Source organism: Halomonas sp. NO4, from assembly GCF_010994375.1.
Classification (GTDB): domain Bacteria; phylum Pseudomonadota; class Gammaproteobacteria; order Pseudomonadales; family Halomonadaceae; genus Halomonas.
This window is the reverse complement of sequence record NZ_WHMA01000006.1, coordinates 59,973-78,213: the sequence shown is the minus strand read 5'-3', so window position 1 is coordinate 78,213 and position 18,241 is coordinate 59,973. Positions and strand designations below refer to the sequence as shown.

General features: G+C 69.8%; 20 protein-coding genes. 9 read left to right on the top strand and 11 right to left on the bottom strand.

Annotation, left to right across the window (positions count from 1 at the left end):
- Window positions 1-12: 12 nt before the first annotated feature.
- From glnE to FEF15_RS06890, 5 genes are all read right to left on the bottom strand, one after another.
- Entirely contained in the window at window positions 13-2,994 is a 2,982-nt protein-coding gene (gene glnE, locus FEF15_RS06910; protein ID WP_163558424.1) for a bifunctional [glutamate--ammonia ligase]-adenylyl-L-tyrosine phosphorylase/[glutamate--ammonia-ligase] adenylyltransferase, read from the bottom strand.
- 83 nt (window positions 2,995-3,077) lie between these two features.
- A complete protein-coding gene (locus FEF15_RS06905) occupies window positions 3,078-3,449 on the bottom strand; it encodes a diacylglycerol kinase (protein ID WP_163558423.1) in 372 nt (123 codons plus the stop codon).
- 19 nt (window positions 3,450-3,468) lie between these two features.
- On the bottom strand, window positions 3,469-4,920 hold the full coding sequence (dacB, locus tag FEF15_RS06900; protein ID WP_163558422.1) for a D-alanyl-D-alanine carboxypeptidase/D-alanyl-D-alanine-endopeptidase: 1,452 nt from the start codon (window positions 4,918-4,920) through the stop codon (window positions 3,469-3,471).
- 77 nt (window positions 4,921-4,997) lie between these two features.
- Window positions 4,998-5,327, bottom strand: coding sequence for an SMR family transporter (locus tag FEF15_RS06895; RefSeq protein ID WP_163558421.1), 330 nt, complete (start codon window positions 5,325-5,327; stop codon window positions 4,998-5,000).
- Window positions 5,327-6,025: a methyltransferase domain-containing protein gene (locus tag FEF15_RS06890; protein WP_163558420.1), complete on the bottom strand. Its 699-nt coding sequence runs from the start codon at window positions 6,023-6,025 to the stop codon at window positions 5,327-5,329. The genes FEF15_RS06895 and FEF15_RS06890 overlap by 1 nt, the downstream gene beginning before the upstream one ends.
- A gap of 366 nt (window positions 6,026-6,391) precedes the next feature.
- On the opposite strand from FEF15_RS06890, the gene FEF15_RS06885 reads away from it, so the two are divergent.
- The 7 genes from FEF15_RS06885 (at window position 6,392) to FEF15_RS06855 (ending at window position 13,686) form a co-directional block, all read left to right on the top strand.
- On the top strand, window positions 6,392-8,281 hold the full coding sequence (locus FEF15_RS06885) for a beta-ketoacyl synthase (protein WP_163558507.1): 1,890 nt from the start codon (window positions 6,392-6,394) through the stop codon (window positions 8,279-8,281).
- On the top strand, window positions 8,278-8,760 hold the full coding sequence (gene coaD, locus FEF15_RS06880) for a pantetheine-phosphate adenylyltransferase (protein ID WP_163558419.1): 483 nt from the start codon (window positions 8,278-8,280) through the stop codon (window positions 8,758-8,760). The genes FEF15_RS06885 and coaD overlap by 4 nt, the downstream gene beginning before the upstream one ends.
- An 87-nt stretch (window positions 8,761-8,847) precedes the next feature.
- The gene (locus FEF15_RS06875; protein ID WP_163558418.1) at window positions 8,848-9,096 is read left to right on the top strand and encodes a YfhL family 4Fe-4S dicluster ferredoxin; all 249 of its coding nucleotides are present in this window, start codon (window positions 8,848-8,850) and stop codon (window positions 9,094-9,096) included.
- Window positions 9,097-9,205: 109 nt separating this feature from the next.
- The gene (locus FEF15_RS06870; RefSeq protein ID WP_240454098.1) at window positions 9,206-10,603 is read left to right on the top strand and encodes an MATE family efflux transporter; all 1,398 of its coding nucleotides are present in this window, start codon (window positions 9,206-9,208) and stop codon (window positions 10,601-10,603) included.
- 80 nt (window positions 10,604-10,683) lie between these two features.
- Complete coding sequence (locus tag FEF15_RS06865) at window positions 10,684-11,994, top strand: short-chain fatty acid transporter (RefSeq protein ID WP_163558417.1); 1,311 nt, start codon at window positions 10,684-10,686, stop codon at window positions 11,992-11,994.
- Window positions 11,995-12,082: 88 nt separating this feature from the next.
- Window positions 12,083-12,619, top strand: a complete 537-nt coding sequence (locus tag FEF15_RS06860; protein ID WP_163558416.1) for an acyl-CoA thioesterase — start codon at window positions 12,083-12,085, stop codon at window positions 12,617-12,619.
- Window positions 12,620-12,678: 59 nt separating this feature from the next.
- A complete protein-coding gene (locus FEF15_RS06855; protein ID WP_163558415.1) occupies window positions 12,679-13,686 on the top strand; it encodes an ion transporter in 1,008 nt (335 codons plus the stop codon).
- A gap of 39 nt (window positions 13,687-13,725) precedes the next feature.
- On the opposite strand, the gene FEF15_RS06850 is transcribed toward FEF15_RS06855, so the two are convergent.
- Both FEF15_RS06850 and FEF15_RS06845 read right to left on the bottom strand, forming a co-directional pair.
- A complete protein-coding gene (locus tag FEF15_RS06850) occupies window positions 13,726-14,055 on the bottom strand; it encodes an I78 family peptidase inhibitor (RefSeq protein WP_240454097.1) in 330 nt (109 codons plus the stop codon).
- Window positions 14,056-14,097: 42 nt separating this feature from the next.
- Window positions 14,098-14,241 (bottom strand): entericidin A/B family lipoprotein, encoded by a 144-nt coding sequence (locus tag FEF15_RS06845; protein ID WP_163558414.1) that lies wholly within the window; start codon window positions 14,239-14,241, stop codon window positions 14,098-14,100.
- Window positions 14,242-14,392: 151 nt separating this feature from the next.
- Between FEF15_RS06845 and FEF15_RS06840 the strand changes: the two genes are divergently transcribed.
- Entirely contained in the window at window positions 14,393-14,815 is a 423-nt protein-coding gene (locus FEF15_RS06840) for an HIT family protein (protein ID WP_163558413.1), read from the top strand.
- Between the two features lie 2 nt (window positions 14,816-14,817).
- Here FEF15_RS06840 and FEF15_RS06835 read toward each other — a convergent pair whose 3' ends face one another.
- The 4 genes from FEF15_RS06835 to FEF15_RS06820 are packed head-to-tail and all read right to left on the bottom strand — an operon-like array spanning window position 14,818 to window position 17,461.
- Entirely contained in the window at window positions 14,818-15,831 is a 1,014-nt protein-coding gene (locus FEF15_RS06835) for a nickel/cobalt transporter (RefSeq protein WP_163558412.1), read from the bottom strand.
- Entirely contained in the window at window positions 15,822-16,505 is a 684-nt protein-coding gene (locus FEF15_RS06830) for a DUF1007 family protein (RefSeq protein ID WP_163558411.1), read from the bottom strand. The genes FEF15_RS06835 and FEF15_RS06830 overlap by 10 nt, the downstream gene beginning before the upstream one ends.
- Before the next feature lie 51 nt (window positions 16,506-16,556).
- Entirely contained in the window at window positions 16,557-16,913 is a 357-nt protein-coding gene (locus FEF15_RS06825; RefSeq protein ID WP_163558410.1) for a hypothetical protein, read from the bottom strand.
- Complete coding sequence (locus FEF15_RS06820; RefSeq protein WP_163558409.1) at window positions 16,910-17,461, bottom strand: hypothetical protein; 552 nt, start codon at window positions 17,459-17,461, stop codon at window positions 16,910-16,912. The genes FEF15_RS06825 and FEF15_RS06820 overlap by 4 nt, the downstream gene beginning before the upstream one ends.
- Window positions 17,462-17,754: 293 nt before the next feature.
- Between FEF15_RS06820 and FEF15_RS06815 the strand changes: the two genes are divergently transcribed.
- A complete protein-coding gene (locus FEF15_RS06815) occupies window positions 17,755-18,228 on the top strand; it encodes a Dps family protein (RefSeq protein ID WP_163558408.1) in 474 nt (157 codons plus the stop codon).
- Window positions 18,229-18,241: the final 13 nt, after the last annotated feature.

Sequence of the window (18,241 nt, the reverse complement as noted above, 5' to 3'; positions counted from 1 at the left end):
AGGTGGCCGGCATCAGCGCTCGGGCTCGAGCAGCCGCTGCCAGAGGTCACTCACCGCCTGTCGATGGGCGTGAAAGTCCGCGTCCCGGCCACGAGCCGCCTCGCGGGTCAGCGAGGCCCGATGAACGGCGCTGCGGTAGGCGAGATAGGCATCGCGCAGACGCTGGCAGTCGCGCCCCGGCAGCCGGCCGGTCGCTTCCAGTGTTTCCAGAATACGAATATTGTCGCTGTAGGCCAATAGATCGGGCGTCTCGTGGGCCATGGAGAGCACCGCGAACTGGCACAGGAACTCGATGTCGACCATGCCACCCGGGTCGTGTTTGAGGTCGAAGTCGTCACCTTCGCCCTTGCTGCCCAGGTGCTCGCGCATCTTGTGGCGCATCGCCACCACCTCCTCGCGCAGCGCCTCGCGGTCGCGCTCGCGGCCCAGGATCTCGCCGCGCACGGCATCGAAGGCCGCGGTCAGCTCGGCGTGGCCGGCCACCACCCGGGCACGCACCAGCGCCTGGTGCTCCCAGGTCCAGGCCTGGCTGCGCTGGTACTCGGCAAAGGCGGGCAGCGAGGTGACCAGCAGCCCCGAGTTGCCGGAGGGGCGCAGGCGCATGTCCACCTCGTAGAGGGTGCCGGCCGGGGTCACCGCGGTGAGCAGGTGGATGATGCGCTGGCCGAGGCGGGTGAAGAACACCGGGGTGTCCAGCGGACGCCGCCCGTCGGTGGTGGCATTGGAGTCGGCGTCGTGAATGAACACCAGATCGAGGTCAGAGCCGTAGCCGAGCTCGATGCCACCCAGCTTGCCGTAGCCGACGATCAGGAACTCCGGCTCGGCCCCGGCGCGGCTGCCGTCGCGGCGCTGGGGGTAGCCGTGCTTGCGGGTCAGGTGCGTCCAGGCCATGGCCAGCACCGCCTCGAGCAGCACCTCGGCGATGTAGGTGAGGTAGTCGCTGACCTTCATCAGGTGGCGCGTGCCGGCGATGTCCGAGGCGGCCACGCGCAGCACATGGGCGTGCTTGAAGACACGCAGCGCCTCGAGCTGGGCTTCCTCGTCGTCCTCGGGCAGGCGCCCCAGGGTCTGGCGCAGCTCGTCGGCGAGACGCGTCTTGTCGGCCGGCGTGTAGAGGGTTTCCGGAGTGAGCAGCTCGTCGAGCAGCTGCGGGTGGCGTGCCAGCTGCTCGGCGATCCACGGGCTCGCCCCGCACAGGTGCATGAGGTGACCCAGGGCATCGGGATTCTCGCGCAGCAGGGCCAGGTAGGCGGTGCGCCGCAGCACCGATTCGATCAGCGGCAGCACGCGCTCCAGCGCCGTGTCCGGCGCCTCGCTGCCGGCGGCGGCGTCGAGCAGCATCGGCATCAGGGCCTCGAGGCGCTCGAAGCCGATGCGCTGCATGGCCTGGACGTGGCGCGACTGGCGCAAGGTGGCGAGGCGCCGTTGCGTCGTGGCCGGGTCGGTGAAGCCGGCCTCGCCGAGCAGCGCCTGGGCCTCGTCGTCGTCGAGCTCACCGTGCCACAGGGCGCGCCACTCCTCCAGGGCCACGCCGCTGCCCGCCGGCGTCTCGGCCTCCTCGGCAAGATCCTCCTCGGGGTCGGCGATCACCGCATCGAAGTGCTGGCGCACCCGGGTGCGCACCTCGTCGAGGCGCGCCACCACCGCGGGCCAGTCCTCGGTGCCCAGCGCCAGGGCCACCCGCTCGCGATCGACCTCGTCGTCGGGCAGGCTCTGGGTCTGGCGGTCCTCCAGCGCCTGGAGAACGTGCTCCAGGTCGCGCAGGAAGACGTAGTCGGGCTCGAGCTCGGCGACCACCTCGGCAGGCAACAGGCCCAGCTCGGGCAGCCGCGCCAGGGCCGTGCACAGCGAGGTCACCTGCAGCTCGGTGTCGCGGCCGCCACGGATCAGCTGAAACGCCTGAACCACGAACTCCACCTCGCGAATGCCGCCGCGGCCGAGCTTGATGTTGCCCTCCCGGCCGCGGCGTTTCACCTCGCGGTTGATCAGCGCCTTCATCTCGCGCAGCGATTCGATGGCGCCGAAGTCGAGGTACTTGCGATACACGAAGGGGCGCAGGTTGGCGAGCAGCTCGCGGCCGGCCTCGCGGTCGCCGGCCACGGGACGCGCCTTGAGCAGGGCGTAGCGCTCCCACTCGCGCCCCTGGTCCTGGTAGTAGCTGGCCAGGGAGGAGAAGCTGCCCACCAGCGGCCCGCCATCGCCCAGCGGACGCAGGCGCATGTCGACGCGGAAGGCGAAGCCGTCGGCGGTCACCGCGTCCAGGGCGGTGATCAACCGCTGACCGAGCTTGGTGAAATACTCCTGATGGTCGAGCGCCTTGCGCCCGCCCTGGGTCTCGCCCTTCTCGGGAAAGGCGAAGATGAGGTCGATATCCGAGGAGAGGTTGAGCTCACCCGCGCCGAGCTTGCCCATGCCGAGCACCACCAGGCGCTGCTCGCTGCCGTCGGCGCGCGGCGCGGGCTGCCCCCAGCGCGGGGCCAGGTGCGCCTCCAGCCAGCCGAGCGCCCCCTCCAGGCAGGTTTCGGCCAGCGCCGATACCGCCCCGGCGGTGGCCCACATGTCGATCCCCGGCGGCCGCGTCAGATCGCGCCACACGATGCCCAGCAGGCGCGCCCGGCGGAAACGGCGCAGGGCGGCGTGCAGCTCGGCCTCCTCCTCGACGCTCTCGAGGCGTTCGCTGAGCTGCTCGGCGAACGCCCCGGCCTCGGGCACCGCATCGAGCTCCCCGCTGGCGTCCAGGTGCTGCAGCCAGTCGGGATGGCGCACCAGCGTCTCGGCGGCGAAATCGGAGATGGCGAGCACCCGCGCCAGCTGGCGACGACGCGCCTCGTCCAGCGCCTCCCAGCTCTCGGAGGGCGCTTCCTGACCGGTCATCTCGGCGACGTTGTCGGCCTGGGCCAGGCTGTCGACCAGGCGCTGCCAGGTCTTGTCGAGGGCCGGCCGCAGCGGTGCCGGGATGTCGTCGGCGGGCAGGAAGTCGTGGGACAGGGACATGGGCGTCTCGCTCGTTGCAGCTCGAATGCCCCCAGCATAACCAAGGCGACGGGCCAACGGCACCCGTGACCGCGCCGCGCGGGCTAGCCGAACAGTGCCCGCCAGCCCAAGAGCCCCCAGGTCAGGCCGGCGATGCCCAGGGTGAGAAATACCGCCGCCGAGCCGAGGTCCTTGGCGCGGCCGGAAAGCTCGTGGGGCTCCGGCCCGATGCGGTCGACCACGCTCTCGATGGCGCTGTTGAGCAGTTCGACGATCAGCACCAGCAGGCAACTGCCGATCAGCAGCACCCACTCCAGCGGCTCTCGACCGAGCCACAGCGCCACCGGAAGCAGCAGCACGGCGATGACCAGTTCCTGACGGAAGGCGGTTTCATGGCGCAAGGCGGCCTTCAAGCCCTTCAGGGAGTAGCGGGTGGCGCTGATGAGGTGGCGCCAGCCGGTGTGTGCAGGTTTCATGATGCTGATGGCTTCCTTGTCAGTTGGCATCGATCATCTGTTCGAGATCCCGGGTCAGGGGGTCCAGCACCTGGCGCCAGTTGAGCCAGGGAGTGGTGGCGGTGCCGTTGACCAGGGCGCTGAACACGCCCCAGCGCCCCGTGCGGGTGCGAAAGTAGCCGCCCACGGCGCGTACCGCCACCGGCTGGTTGAGCGTGCCGGTCTTGAGCATCACACGGTTCTGCACGATCGGCGAGCCGCGGTGCAGGAAGCGCATCACGCCGTTGCTCGGCGTCTGCAGGCCGGCCACGAAGGCGGGAAAGAGCGCCGGGCGATGATAGAAACTGGCCAGCAGGGCGTTGATACCGCGCGCCGTGGTGCGGTTCTCCGGCGTCAAACCGCTGCCGCTCTCGAGGGTGAACGATCCATGGTCGGGAATGCCGGCCACGAAGTGCTCGATGGCCGCCGCGCCGTCCGGCAGGCTGGGCCGCGGCACCTCGGCGAGCCCCAGGGTGAGCATGTCGGCCATGAAGTTGTTGGAGTAGTGCAGGGTGTCCACCAGCAGGGCCTGCAGCGGGCGACCCTCGATACTGGCCAGGGTACGCGCCGCCGGCGAGGGCGGCTGGACGGTGGTCGCCTGGCCGCCGCCCACCCGGATGCCGGCCTGCTCGAGCATCGCCGCCAGGGTGCGCGCGGTCTGCGTCGCGGGGTCGCCGCTGGTGCGATAGACGTCGCGCGGCGCGGCGTCCCCGGCGATGGTGCCGCGCAGCACCATGACGTCCTCGCCATCGCGGGTGATTCGCTCGGCATCGAGCTCGGTGGCCCCGCCCGACGCCAGGGTGATCACCTGGTTGTCGACGGCGACGATGGGCGCCTGGCTGTCGCAGCTGGTAATCCGCGCCGGTGCCTGGGCCTCGCCGCCCGGGGCGACGTTGACGCACCAGTTGCCGTGGTTGATGCCGGCCGCCGAGAGCAGCGCGCTGTAGGTGTTGGCCACCCGCTCGCGCCCCTCGCAGCGGTCGGTTGTGAGACAGGCCACCGGTCCGAAGCGCCACTGGCTGATCACCAGCCGCCCCGTGACCTCGCGCACGCCGCGCTGATGCAGCCGCTGGCTCAGGCGCCACAGGTCCTCGGTGGCCAGTCCCGGGTCGCCGCTGCCCTCGAACACCAGGTCGCCGCGCAGCACGCCCTCGCCGTCGAGCACGGCGTCGCTGGCCAGGCGGGTGGTGAAGCGGTGCTGCGGCCCCCAGCGGTCGAGCGCCGCCGCCGCCAGGTAGGCCTTGGAGACCGAGGCCGGCGAGAGCTGATGCTCCGGAGCGATGCTGCCGAGTACCTCATCGTTGTCGAGCAGCCGCGCCTCGGCACCGATCACAAAGCCGCGCTCGGCGAGCCGGCCGAGCTCGGTGAAGCCGGAGCCCAGGGCAGACAGCGGCAGCAACAGCAGCCACACGAAAACGGGAAGGGAAAGAAGGAGAAAGGGGCGACGCAGCATACCCGGACACCTCGAACAGAGACTCAGGGACGCGGACAGGCCGATAAGAGACGGCTTGGCCCGACGATACAGCGGTTTCAATGTGCGGCCACGCGCGAAAAGAGCTGAATCACCACCACGCCGGTGACGATCATCGCCATGCCCAGCAGCGCGGGCAGGTCGGGACGCTGGCCATAGACCACCACGCCCACCGCGGCCACCAGCACGATCCCCAGCCCGGCCCAGATCGCATAGGCGATGCCCACCGGAATGCTGCGCAGCACCAGCGACAGCAGGTAGAAGGCCAGCAGGTAGCTGACCGCCACGACGACGCTGGGCCACAGCCGGGTGAAGCCATCCGTAGCCTTGAGGGCGGTGGTACCGACCACCTCAGCGACGATGGCCAGGGCCAGGTAGACGAAGGGCATCAGGACTCTCCTTGCAGGTCGGGAATCAGGCCGGGGGCGTGGGGCAGGTCCAACACCAGCCGCCACAACGGCTGGCCGCTGGCATGGTACTTCTGCTCAAACGGCGTGAGGCAACGATCACAGGGGGAGTGCGGCTCCACGAGTGGAGACATGCCGGTGGCCTGTCGTAGCGCCAGGGCGAACTCCTCCACGTAGAGGCGCCAGTTGGAGCGCAGCTCCAGGCGCCCGCCCAGCGCCAGCAGGGTGGGAAACACCGGGTGGCCGTGCCAGCGCAGCTTGAGGTGCGCCGCCTTGGGGTAGGGGTTGGGATAGAGCAGGTAGTGGCGCGCCGGCTGCCAGCCCGCCGCTAGCGCCAGGCGCCAGAAGTCCACCAGATCGGCCCGCACCAGCCGGGCATTGTCGGGTAGCGCACCGTGATCGCGGGCCAGCCGATGGGCGCTGCGGTCCACACCGATCACCGCATGGTCGCCAAAGCGCTCGGCCAGGCGCCGCGTGGAGAGCCCCACACCGCAGCCGGCGTCCAGGATCAGCGGGCCCGGGTGAGCCTCCCGCCACGCCTGCGCCGCCGCAAACGCCGTGCGGGTATGCTCGGCCACCGGCTTGCGCAGCGGATGGGCCAGTGCTCGGGCGACGCGGCGCGCAAGGTCGTCGTGCGGCCCGGCCTGATTGGAGGTGATGGTGCGGGAGCTGGCCTGCATGGGGCACCCCTTCCTCGAATAAACGGCCGCCCATTCTACCAGCCCGGCAGCCGCTGGCGAGGTGCTCGGTCACCCGCCACAGGCGAGGCGCCAGACGAAGCAACACAAACGAAGAAAAAAAGGGCGCCTCATGGCGAGGCGCCCAGATACCCACTCGTATGACTCAAACAGCACGCTCAGGGTAACCCAGCCGGCCACCTTCTTCAAACGTTTGTTTCATGCTCGCTGGCACCCCGTCCCGGCGGCCGGGACCATGACGCCGCAGCGAACCGGGTGCTATGATCGCCCATCCAATACCCATAACAGCGACTCGCACGAACAGCACACGAGGAAAGCGGCTTGTCACACTTACCCGTGATCGTCGGCATGGGCGGCATCAATCCCGCCGGTCGGACGTCTGGCCATCAGGCATTTCGTCGCACCGTGATCGACGCCCTTCCCGATGGCGACCAGCAGCAACTGTTGCTGGGGCTGGCCGCCCTGATGGGACTGGGCAGCCATCACGACGACGGCTGGCACGACACCGAGGGGCGGCCGATACCGGCGTCGCAGCTCGCCGAGCAGTGCCGCGCCCAGGTGCTTGATCACACGCTGATCCGCCGCATCGAGGACCCCCGCTTCAACGATGCCGGCCTGCCCGCCAACCGCCGAGCCACCCTCGGCCTCGAAACCCCGCTGACCTTCCGGGTGCGCCGTCGCCAGCTGCCCGACCGCCTGCCCCCCACCTGGCAGATCCGCGAGGTCGACCGCCAGACCCTGGAGGTCGCGGTCCCCCCGGGCGACCTGGAGGTGATGCTCCCCGAGACCCGGCCCGCTCTGGTGCGCGCCGCCGGCCAGCTGCCCAGCGGCTTCGACCCGCGCAGCTACTACCGCAGCGTGCACCACCCGCGCGGGCTCTCCATGGCGATCTTCGCCGCCAGCGACTGCCTGGGCGACAGCGGCCTCGAGTGGGAAGCGCTGCGCGACCGCCTCGATCCCGACGACATCGCCGTCTACGCCGGCAACTCCATCGGCCAACTCGACGACGAGGGCTGGGGCGGGCTGCTCAAGAGCTTCGTCTCGGGCAGCCGCACCACCTCCAAGCAGATGCCGCTGGGCTACGGCCAGATGCCGGCCGACTTCCTCAACGCCTACGTGCTGGGCAGCGTGGGCGGCACCGGCGCGGTGCTGGGGGCCTGCGCCAGCTTCCTCTACAACCTGCGCCTGGGCGTGGAGGACATCCGCAGCGGCCAGCGCCGCGTGGTGATGGTGGGCACCTCCGACGCCCCGGTGACCCCGGAGATCATCGAAGGCTTCCGCGCCATGGGGGCGCTGGCCGACGACGAGAGCCTCAAGGCGCTGGACGCCCTGGAGCTGCTCACCGACGCCGACTACCAGCGAGCCTGCCGGCCCTTCGCGCGCAACTGCGGCTTCACCATCGCCGAGTCGAGCCAGTTCCTGCTGCTGATGGACGACGCCCTGGCGCTGGAGACCGGCGCCGAGATCCGCGGCAGCGTGCCGGCGGTGTTCGTCAATGCCGACGGCTGGAAGCGCTCCATCTCGGCCCCCGGCATCGGCAACTACATCACCCTGGGCAAGGCTGCCGCCCTGGTGCGCGACATGCTCGGCGCCCGGGCCCTGCGCGAACGCACCTTCCTGCACGCCCACGGCACCAGCACGCCCAAGAATCGCGTCACCGAGTCCCACGTCTTCGATCGCGTGGCCCATGCCCAGGGCATCGAGACCTGGCCGGTGGTGGCGGTGAAGGCCTTCGTCGGCCACTCCCAGGGCAGCGCTGCCGGCGACCAGCTGGCCAGCGCCCTGGGCAGCTTCGCCCACGGTCTGCTGCCCGGCATCCCCACCCTGGACGCCGTGGCCGAGGACGTCTATGCCGAGCACCTTCGCCTCTTCCGCGAGCCCGTCCCCTTCGCTGCCGATGCCAGCCTCATCAACGCCAAGGGCTTCGGCGGCAACAACGCCACCGGCGTGGTGCTCTCGCCGGCGGTGACCGAACGGCTGCTGGCCAACCGCCACGGCGAACCGGCGTTGGCCGCCTGGCGCGAGCGCCGCGAGGCGACCCGCGAGGCCGCGCGCGCCTACGTGAGCGAGGCCGACCACGGCCGTTACCAGGCCCGTTACCGTTTCGGCGAAGGCGTGCTGGAGGGCCCGGAACTCGGGGTGAGCGCCGAACGAATCCACATTCCCGGCTATGCCCGACCGGTGTCGCTCTCCGTGGACAACCCCTTCGGCCGCCTGGACGATGGAGACGAGACGTGAGCAACAGTGCAATCTACCCCGGCACCTTCGACCCCATCACCCACGGCCACTATGACCTGATTGAGCGTGCCACCCGGCTCTTCGACCGCGTGGTGGTGGCGATCTCGGCGAGCCCCGGCAAGGGCCCGGCGCTCGATCTCGACACCCGCATCGCCCTCGCCCGCGAGGTCACCGCCGAGCTGCCCAACGTCGAGGTGATCGGCTTTTCGGGCCTGCTGACCGACATGATGGCCGAGCAGGGCGCGCGGGTGATCCTGCGCGGCCTGCGCGCCGTCTCCGATTTCGAGTACGAGCTGCAACTCGCCAACATGTACCGCGCCCAGGCACCGGAGCTGGAGAGCGTCTTCCTCACCCCGGCCGTGGAGAACTCCTACATCTCCTCGACCATCGTGCGCGAGATCGCCAAGCTGGGTGGCGACATCACCCGGCTGGTGCATCCCAGGGTCGCCGAAACCCTCAAGAGCCATTACAATACCTGACTGAATTACTCGGCGATTCGCTCACCGAGTGGCACCACCCAGGGCGCCCGCCGACCGAGCCGGCCCGCCCGACCGCGAGGTAGCCCCATGGCCCTGATGATCACCGACGAGTGCATCAACTGCGACGTCTGCGAACCCGAATGCCCCAACGGCGCCATCTCCCCGGGTGAGGAGATCTACGTCATCGATCCCAACCTGTGCACCGAGTGCGTCGGCCACTACGACGAGCCCCAGTGCCAGCAGGTCTGCCCGGTGGACTGCATCCCCCTCGACCCGGAGCGCCAGGAAAGCCGCGAGCAGCTGATGGAGAAGTACCGCCTGATCACGGCCGCCTGATCACGGCCGTTCGCACCCCCTATCGTCAACAGCCCCGCCCCGAGCGGGGCTGTTGCGTGACGGGCAACCGCTGGCCAAGATGGCCCCTTCGTTCGCCAGGGAAACTGCCGTGAGCCGAGCCAACCCCCCAGGGGCCGCCCGCCAGCGCATCTGGGCGCTGGCCTGGCCGATCATTCTCTCCAATATCACCGTGCCGCTGCTGGGGCTCGTCGATACCGCCGTGGTGGGCCACCTGCCGGATTCACGCTACCTCGCCGCGGTCACCCTGGGCGCCACCCTGTTCAGCTTCCTCTACTGGGGCTTCGGCTTCCTGCGCATGGGCACCACCGGGCTCACCGCCCAGGCGGTGGGCCGCGAAAGCGACAGCGAGGTTCGCCACTTGCTGGGCCAGTCGCTGCTGCTGGCCGCGGGCATCGGTGCGGTGCTGATCCTGCTCTCCACGCCACTGATCGCCCTGGGGCTGTGGCTGCTCGACGGCAGCGAGGTCGCCACGGACCTGGCCGCCGAGTACGCCCAGATCCGCATCCTCTCGGCGCCGGCGGTGCTCGCCAACTACGCCATCCTGGGCTGGTTTCTGGGCCAGCAGAACTCGCGGGTCACCCTGGCCATCCTGGTGCTGACCAACGGAGTGAACATCGTCCTGGATCTGCTCTTCGTGGTGGGCCTGGGCATGACCAGCGACGGCGTGGCCTGGGCCACGGTGATCGCCGACTACACCGCTCTGGCCTTCGGCGGCTGGCTGATCGTGCGTCAGCTGCGCCTGCTCGAGGGACGCTTTCTGAGCCACCGGCTGTTCCGGCTCAGCGCCTACGGCGAGCTCTTCCGGGTCAACGCCAACCTCTTCGTGCGCACCCTGGGGCTGCTCTTTGCCATGGCCTTCTTCACCTCGCGAGGCGCCGTCCAGGGCGACACGGTGCTCGCCGCCAACGCCGTGCTGCTGCAGTTCATCATGCTCACCAGCTATGCCCTGGACGGCTTCGCCCACGCCGCCGAGGCGCTCACCGGGCGCGCCGTGGGACGCGGCCGCTGGGAGGAGTTCGCCGCCATGGTGCGCGGGGCCGCCACCTTCTCGCTGGCCACCGCCGGGGCGGCCGCCCTGGCCTTCCTGCTGGGCGGGGAGTGGCTGATCGCCCTGCTCACCGGGCTGCCGGAAGTGCGTGCCACGGCCGCCAGTTACCTGCCGTGGATGGTGGCCATGCCGCTGATCGCCGTATGGAGCTACCTGCTCGACGGCGTCTTCATCGGGGCCACGGCCATTCGCGAGATGCGCAACAGCATCTTCGCGGGTCTGGCCGCCTACCTGCCCGCCTGGTGGCTCGGCCAGGCGCTGCTGCCGGAGGCGCTCACCAACCATGGCCTGTGGTTCGCCTTCACCCTCTTCACCGCCGTGCGCTCGGCCACGCTGGCCGCCTACTACCGCCACTACCGGCGCCATCATTGGCGCCCCGCCACGCTGCCGGCAACGCCGCGCCGCTTTGACAAGGCGGGAGAAGCGCGGCACCGTTGACCGGTTTCCGGTTCAACGCCCTGAGGCTACGCTACTTTTGGGGCCAGACCTCGCTACCCATCAGAAGAAGCGAACCCGCCATGCTCAAGACCGTCTCCAAGCCGGCCGTCCGGCTGGTCGAGCGCTACCTGCCCGACCCCTACATCTTCGTGCTGCTGTTGACCGTGATCGCGGCCGCCGCGGCCATTGCCGTGGAGCGCCAGACGCCGCTCGCGGTGCTGCGCTACTGGGGGGACGGTTTCTGGAATCTGCTGACCTTCTCGATGCAGATGCTGCTGATCCTGGTGACCGGCTACATGCTGGCCAGCTCGCCGCCCGTCAAGCGGCTGCTGCAGCGCCTGGCCGGCCAGGCCAAGAACGCCGGGGCCGCCATCGTGCTGGTCACCCTGGTGTCGCTGGCCGCCAGCTGGATCAACTGGGGCTTCGGCCTGGTGGTGGGGGCGCTGTTCGCCAAGGAGCTGGCCCGCCAGATCCGTGTCGACTACCGGCTGCTGGTGGCCAGCGCCTACTCCGGCTTCATCGTCTGGCACGGCGGCCTGGCCGGTTCGGTGCCGCTGACCATCGCCACCGACGGCCACTTCAGCGTCGAGCAGATCGGCGTGATCGGCACCGGCGAGACCATCTTCTCGCTGTTCAACCTGGCCATCGTGGCCTGCCTCTTCGTCGCGGTGCCGCTGGTCAATCGCCTGATGCTGCCCGACGAGGAGGAGAGCGTCTACGTCGACCCGGCACTGCTCGGCGAAGACGAAGCCCGCCGCGTGCGCATCCAGCGTCCCGCCGACCGTCTGGAAAACAGCGTGCCCCTGGCCTGGCTGGTGGGCATTCCCGGCCTGCTGTTCCTCGCCGATCACTTCCTGCTGCGCAGCGGCGGCCTCAACCTCAACGTGGTCAACTTCCTGTTCCTGTTCCTGGCCATCGTGCTGCACCGCACGCCGCGCAGCCTGCTCGAGAGCCTGCAGGAGGCGATCAAGGGCGGGGCCGGCATCGTCATCCAGTTCCCCTTCTACGCCGGCATCATGGCGATCATGATGCAGTCGGGGCTGGCCGAGACCCTCTCCGAGGCGCTGATCTCCTTCGCCACCGAGGCCACACTGCCGTTCTGGTCGTTCCTCAGCGCTGGGATCGTCAACATCTTCGTGCCCTCCGGCGGCGGCCAGTGGGCGGTACAGGCACCGGTGATGCTGCCGGCGGCGGCCGCACTCGGCGTGGACGTACCGCGCATCGCCATGGCCGTGGCCTGGGGCGACGCCTGGACCAACCTGCTGCAGCCCTTCTGGGCCCTGCCGGTGCTCGGCATCGCCGGGCTCAAGGCCAAGGACATCATGGGCTTCTGCCTGGTGCAGCTGTTCATCACCGGCGCCATCATTGCCGCGGGACTAACCTGGTTCTAGCCCCGCCGCCCCGCACAGGCATGACGCCCGGCCTCCATCCGCGGGCCGGGGCGTTATGCTAGAAAGACACCCGAACCGGATGCTCACCATGGAACCCCAGGACCTGCCCGGCCAGCACGAGCTCTCGATGACCGTGCTGATGACGCCCGACATGGCCAACTTCAGCGGCAAGGTGCACGGTGGCGCCATCCTCAAGAAACTCGACGAGGTTGCCTACGCCTGCGCCAGCCGCTATTCCGGCCACTACGTGGTCACCCTTTCGGTGGACCAGGTACTGTTCAAGCAGCCGATCCATGTCGGTGAGCTGGTCACCTTCCTGGCCTGCGTCAACCACGTGGGGCGCTCCTCCATGGAGATCGGCATCAAGGTGGTCGCCGAGAACATCCGCGACAAGGTGATCCGCCACACCAACAGCTGCTACCTGACCATGGTGGCGGTGAGCGAGGACGGCAAGCCCGCCCCGGTGCCTCCCCTCCGGCTCGACACGCCGCTGCAGAAGCTACGCTTCGAGAAGGCCGCGCTGCGCAAGAAACTGCGCAAGCAGGCGGAAGACGAGGAGCGGCGCACCCAGGACGATCATCTCGCCAACCAGGGCGACGCCTGCGACGGGCCGGCCGGCGACTGAGCGAAGAGAGACTGCCCGGCCAGGCGCGTCCACTCCCACCAGCGGCAACAGGAGGGGCCATGTCTCATCCCAGCTCGGAGCAAGGCGCAGGCTCTCGCCGGCAAGAGAACTTCCACCTGGTGTGGGACCTGCTGATCATCGCGGTGGTCATCGCCAACCTAGCGCTGCTGCTGTTCGACAGCCTGTTCCTGCTGCCGCCGCTGAACGCCGCCTTCGAGGCCGTGGCGCCGGGGCTGCACGGCGCCTATGAACGCCATGTCCGCGCCAATTTCATCGCCATCGACCTGGCCTTCGTGGCCGTGTTGCTGCTCGACGTGCTGGTGGGCTGGGTCGTGGCGATCATCGAACGCCGCTATCACCGCTGGTTCTTCTACCCCTTCGTGCACTGGTACGACGTGCTGGGCTGCATCCCCCTGAGCGGCTTCCGGCTGCTGCGCGTGCTGCGGATCATCTCGCTGCTGCACCGCCTGCAGCGCCTGGGGCTGATCGATGTTCGCCGCTGGTGGCTCTACGGCGTCTATGCCAAGTACTACGACATCCTGATGGAGGAGCTCTCCGACCGCGCCGCCCTGCGCCTGCTGGACAGCGTCCAGGACCAGGTGCGCGACAGCGGCTCGCTGTCGAAGCGGCTCTCCGAGGACGTGGTGATGCCGCGCAAGCAGCAACTGATCCACGAGATCAGTCGACGCCTGGAGACGATGGTCGACAGCGCCTACCGGACCAACCGGGATGACCTGATGCGCTACATCAGCGCCCTGGTGGGACGTACCCTGGCGGAGAACCCCGAGATCAAGCGCCTGCGGCGTCTGCCGCTGGGCCGCCAGGTCTCGCGCGCGCTCGACGACTCGCTCAGCGACATCGCCTGCCGCCTGGTCCACGAGACCATCGAGGGGTTGCGCTCACCGGAGTTCAACCAACTGGTGGAGCGTCTGGCCGACAGCGGCTTCGATGCCTGGATGCGCGTCGACGCCCACACCGACCGCGTCACCGAGCAGGTGTTGGTCGACATGCTGGAAGTGATCAAGGGACAGATTGCGCAGCAGCAGTGGAAGCAGCGCTACGACTGATGGCGGAGGACGGTCGCCCCGGGCTCCGACGCAGCGAGACTAGCCGCAGCCAATGGCGGTGATCACGCCCGCCTCGTCAACGCGAACGTTGAGCCGGTCGGCGCGGTACTCGAGGGTATAGGCGTGTCCCGGGCGCATCACCCGCAGCGCGTCGGCGCCACTCGCCTGCTGCAGGGATTGCCCCAGCGCCTCGCTGTAGGTTTGCCCCACGCGATCCTGAACTCGCCCGGCGCCGCAGGCGTCATCGCCGCCATCGACGCGGGGCGGAGGTGGCGCCGGCTCCCGGGGCGGCGGGCTGGCGGTCATGGCACAGCCACTCAGCAACAGGCCGGCGACCAGCGGTATCAGCGCGAGAGGCGACATCGTCATCCCGGCTTCCCCCGGCACCCCAGCCTGGAGGGTGAGCGCGGCTCAATAGCCGTCGCCATCGGCCGACTCCTGAATCGCCTCGCCGCCCTCTTCAATATCCTGGCCCGCGCCTTCCATAGTGTTGCAGCCGCTGAGCAGGGAGAGGGTGAACAGCGAGATCAGGATCAAGAACAGTGATCGTGTCATCTTGGCCTCCAGTGCGGGTATCGCGTCGGTTGACTGTCTCCCTCAATCTAGCAGCCCCGACACCGCCCTGCTTCCCTTGCCGGCCGCGCTGCCGGCCAGGCCCCGCCTGTGCCATGATGGCAAGGTAACCACGGCCTCAGGGAGAACAGCGATGGGAAGCTTCGAAGCGGATCCGCGGCTGGTCGAAGACAGCTACCCGGTCACCGAACTGCCGCTCTGCCAGCTGCGGTTGATGGACGACGCCCGCTTCCCGTGGCTGGTGCTGATCCCGCGACGTCCCGGCGTCAGTGAACTCTTCGAACTGGACCCGACCGACCAGCAGCAGCTGTGGCACGAGGCCACCCGGGTCGGCGAATCGCTGCTGCGGCTCTGCCAGGGCGATAAGCTCAACGTGGCGAGCCTGGGCAATATGGTGGCCCAGCTGCACGTACATGTGGTGGTGCGCCACCGCGGCGACGCCGCCTGGCCCGGACCAGTCTGGGGGCACGGCAAGGCCGAGCCCTACGACCTCGACGCCCTGGCCGCCATGCGCGACCACCTGCTGGCCCGGATCAGCAATCTCGACCTCGGCTGAGCTCAGCCGCCGAACGGCAGGGAGCGATTCGGCACCTCCTCGCGGCTGCCGCCCGGCGGCTCGCCGAGCAGCGACGGCGTCCCCGGCTGGTTGAGGCCGGTGGCCGCCAGTGACACGCCCAGCGTAAGGATTGCCAGCCCGCCGCCCAGCGACACCCAGCCCAGCGCCCTCGCGCCGCGCGGCCGCGCTGCCTGGCCCAGCAGGCGACGCTCGGCCCAGCCGCGCGCCACCACGCTGGCCAGCGCCAGCGCCGAGACGGTGAGCGCCGTGCCCAGCGACATCACCAGCACCGCCGTCACCCCCACGGCAAACTGGCCGAGCAGGCTGGCCGCCCCCAGCAGCAGCACGGCGCCACTGCACGGGCGCGCGCCGATGGCGACCACCGTGGCCAGCGCCGTGCGCCAGTCCGCCGCCTGCTGCGGCGCCACGTGATGATGACCGCCGCAGCACGCGCCGTGGTCGTGATGCCGGCCACCCTCCTCCCCGGCGTGGGCTGCGTGCCCGGCCGGCGCGGGGCGACGCAGTTGGCCGATGGCGCGCCAGCACAGCCAGGCGCCCAGCAGTGCCACCATCAGGAAGCTGGCCTGCTCGACCCACACCACACTGTCCATGGCCTGGCGGGTCACCCAGCCCAGGCCATGCACCAGCGCCACCACCAGGGCGATGGCGACCAGCCCCTGCAGCAGCGAGGCGGCCATCGACAGCGCCAGGGCACGGCGCAGGGCCCCGCCCTGGGAGAGCAGGTAGGTCGACAGCACCGCCTTGCCGTGCCCCGGCCCGGCGGCATGGAAGACCCCGTAGGCGAAGCTGATGCCGAGCAGCCCCAGCCAGGCGTCGCGTGACGGCACGGCAGAGAGCGCCGTGATGGCCAGGGTCAGGGCGCGGTGCAGCTCGCGCTGCCAGGCCACCAGCTGCAGGCTCAGCGCCCCGAGGCCGCCCTGGGCCAGCCACACCAGCACGGCCACCGCCACGAGCCCCGCCGCCGCGGCCGACCAGGCCTTGCCACTCACTCGCATGTCACCACCCCCGTCTCGGCGAAGTAGCGTCCCAGCCCCGGGGGAGCCTCATCGGTGCGATCGAGCATCGCCGCCTCCATCACCCGCTCGGGATCCGGGTCGGCGGGCAGGATACGCCCCTCGCAGCCGGCCACTCCCCTGACCGTGAGCGCCCCCTCGTGGCGCCCCTCGCCATCGAGCTCGTGGACCATTTCCAGGTAGTAGGTGGGGTCGAAGACGCGATAGCGCAGGGGCTCGCCGGCCAGGGCACGGGGCTCGGCCAGGGGCAGCAGGAAGAGGAGCTCGACCCGGTCGTCGCGCACCATCACGGTGTACTCGCTCACCTCGCCCAGGGCCAGCGGCTCGTCACCCAGCGTCACCTCGGTGAAATAGTCATGCGGCTGCAGGTTGTCGCGGATCTCGCCGCCCAGTTGGTCGAGCCCCACCTCCAGGCCGCCCTCGCCGCCGGCGTGTTGCAGCTCCTCGAGAACCACCAAGCTGTAGAAGGGGTCCATGTGCCAGGCCTGGTGCAGTGCCGTGGCGCGTCCCTGATCATCGAACAGCAGGCGCACGCGCAGGTCGATCCAGCCATGGGGATGGGCCAGGGCAAGCCCCGGCCCCAACAGCAAGAGCGCCGCCCAGGCGCGGCGCCAGCGGCCCGGGGGCCATGACGGCAAGGGGAGTAACGGCTTCATGCGTCGGGTCATTTCCTCAATGTCATCGGGCGAGAGGGCGGGGGTGATGACTCAGGGCACGGTGCCGAGCCGCGACTCGAGGTCGGCCAGCAGCGGGTCGAGCCGGTCGGCCGGCAGCGCCCGCCCGCCCCAGGTCGCGCTCAGCGCCACGCGGCTGCCGCCCTCGGCCGGGGTGACTTCCACGCGCACCCGGTAGCCCGGCCAGCGGGCGAGTACTGCCTCCGCACGTCCCAGGTCGCCATCCGCATGGCGGATCACGTACCCCCGCTCGCTGAGCAGGTCGAGCGCTGCACCCAGGGCAGCCTCGGGCGGGGCGGCCAGCGCCTCCTCGCGCGGGTCGGGCGCGGGGGCAACCGCAGCACAGCCGGCCAGCCAAGCGGTCAGCAACAGGATCGGGGCGGCTCTCATGATGCGTCTCCGGCCAGCGCCGTGGCCAGGTCGCGGCGCAGGCGCGTGCAGAAGTCGGCATCGCTGGCGCTGCGCGATTCGCGCACCGCCCCGCGCCAGTCGATCACCTGGAGGTCGCGGCTGACGCGCACCCAGTCGCCGTCGGCAACCAGCGAGACACGCTCCAGGCGCGTGGCGTCGCGATCGAAGGGGCCGACGCCACCGAAACCGATCGCCACGCCGGTGGAGAAGCCACGGCTGCCCACCCCGTAGCGACCGTACCAAGTGGGTTCCGCCCAGTCATGGTAGGGATTGCGATGGGCGGGGATACGCTCGCTGCGATCGGCACTCACCAGGCCCAGCGTCAGGTCGGTGTCGCGGATGATGAAATCCTCGGCCTCCAGGGCGCTCACGGCGGCACGCACCAGAGCCTCCGGGGTGGCCCCGTGCACCTGCCAGTGGCACTCGGCGGCCGGCGGCGGCTCGGCCGAAGGCAGCCGGCTGGGCGGCGCCTGGCAGCCGACCAGGGGCAGGACAAGCAGGGCAGGCAGCAGCCAGCGCGGGAACATGGGCAACCTCCGACCAGCGATTCCCGGCAGTCTACACGGCCGGGCAGGACGGCGCAGTGCCCTCCTGGCACTTCTAGAGTCGCGTCCCGCCGCGGGGTTCCCCTCTCGGACGCTCCCGCCGCGACAACGCCGCCCAGCGCCTTGAAAAGCGGCTGGAACGTCGGCATATACGGGACATCGACAGCGGCTATGACGGCGATGCAGCAATGCCACTTACCGCTTGGCCGCGGGCCCGGTAGACTCGCGATCTCGACCGCTTTGCCATGGACCTTCACCGGAACAAGGAGTTTGTCATGACCGACACCAACACCATCGGCCTGCATGAGGCCAGCGCCAGCCAGCTCGCCGAACGGCTCAACCACCTGCTAGCCAACTACCAGATCTTCTACATGAACGTGCGCGGCTACCACTGGAACGTGAAGGGCCCGCAGTTCTTCGAGCTGCACACCAAGTTCGAGGAGTTCTACACCGACCTGCTGGCCAAGGTCGACGAGGTCGCCGAGCGCATCCTCACCCTGGGCCACAAGCCGGTGCACGCCTACAGCGACTACGTGGAGCTCTCGCGCATCCGGGAGGACAAGGACGTGCACAACGGCGAAACCTGCGTACGTGGGGTGCTCCAGGGCTACCAGACGCTGATCGAGCTGCAGCGCGAGATCCTCGCCCTGGCCTCGGACGCCGACGACGAGGGCACCGCTGCCCAGGTGGGCGACTACATCCGCGAACAGGAGAAGACCGTCTGGATGCTCGGCGCCTACCTCGGCTGAACGCCGGCTGACG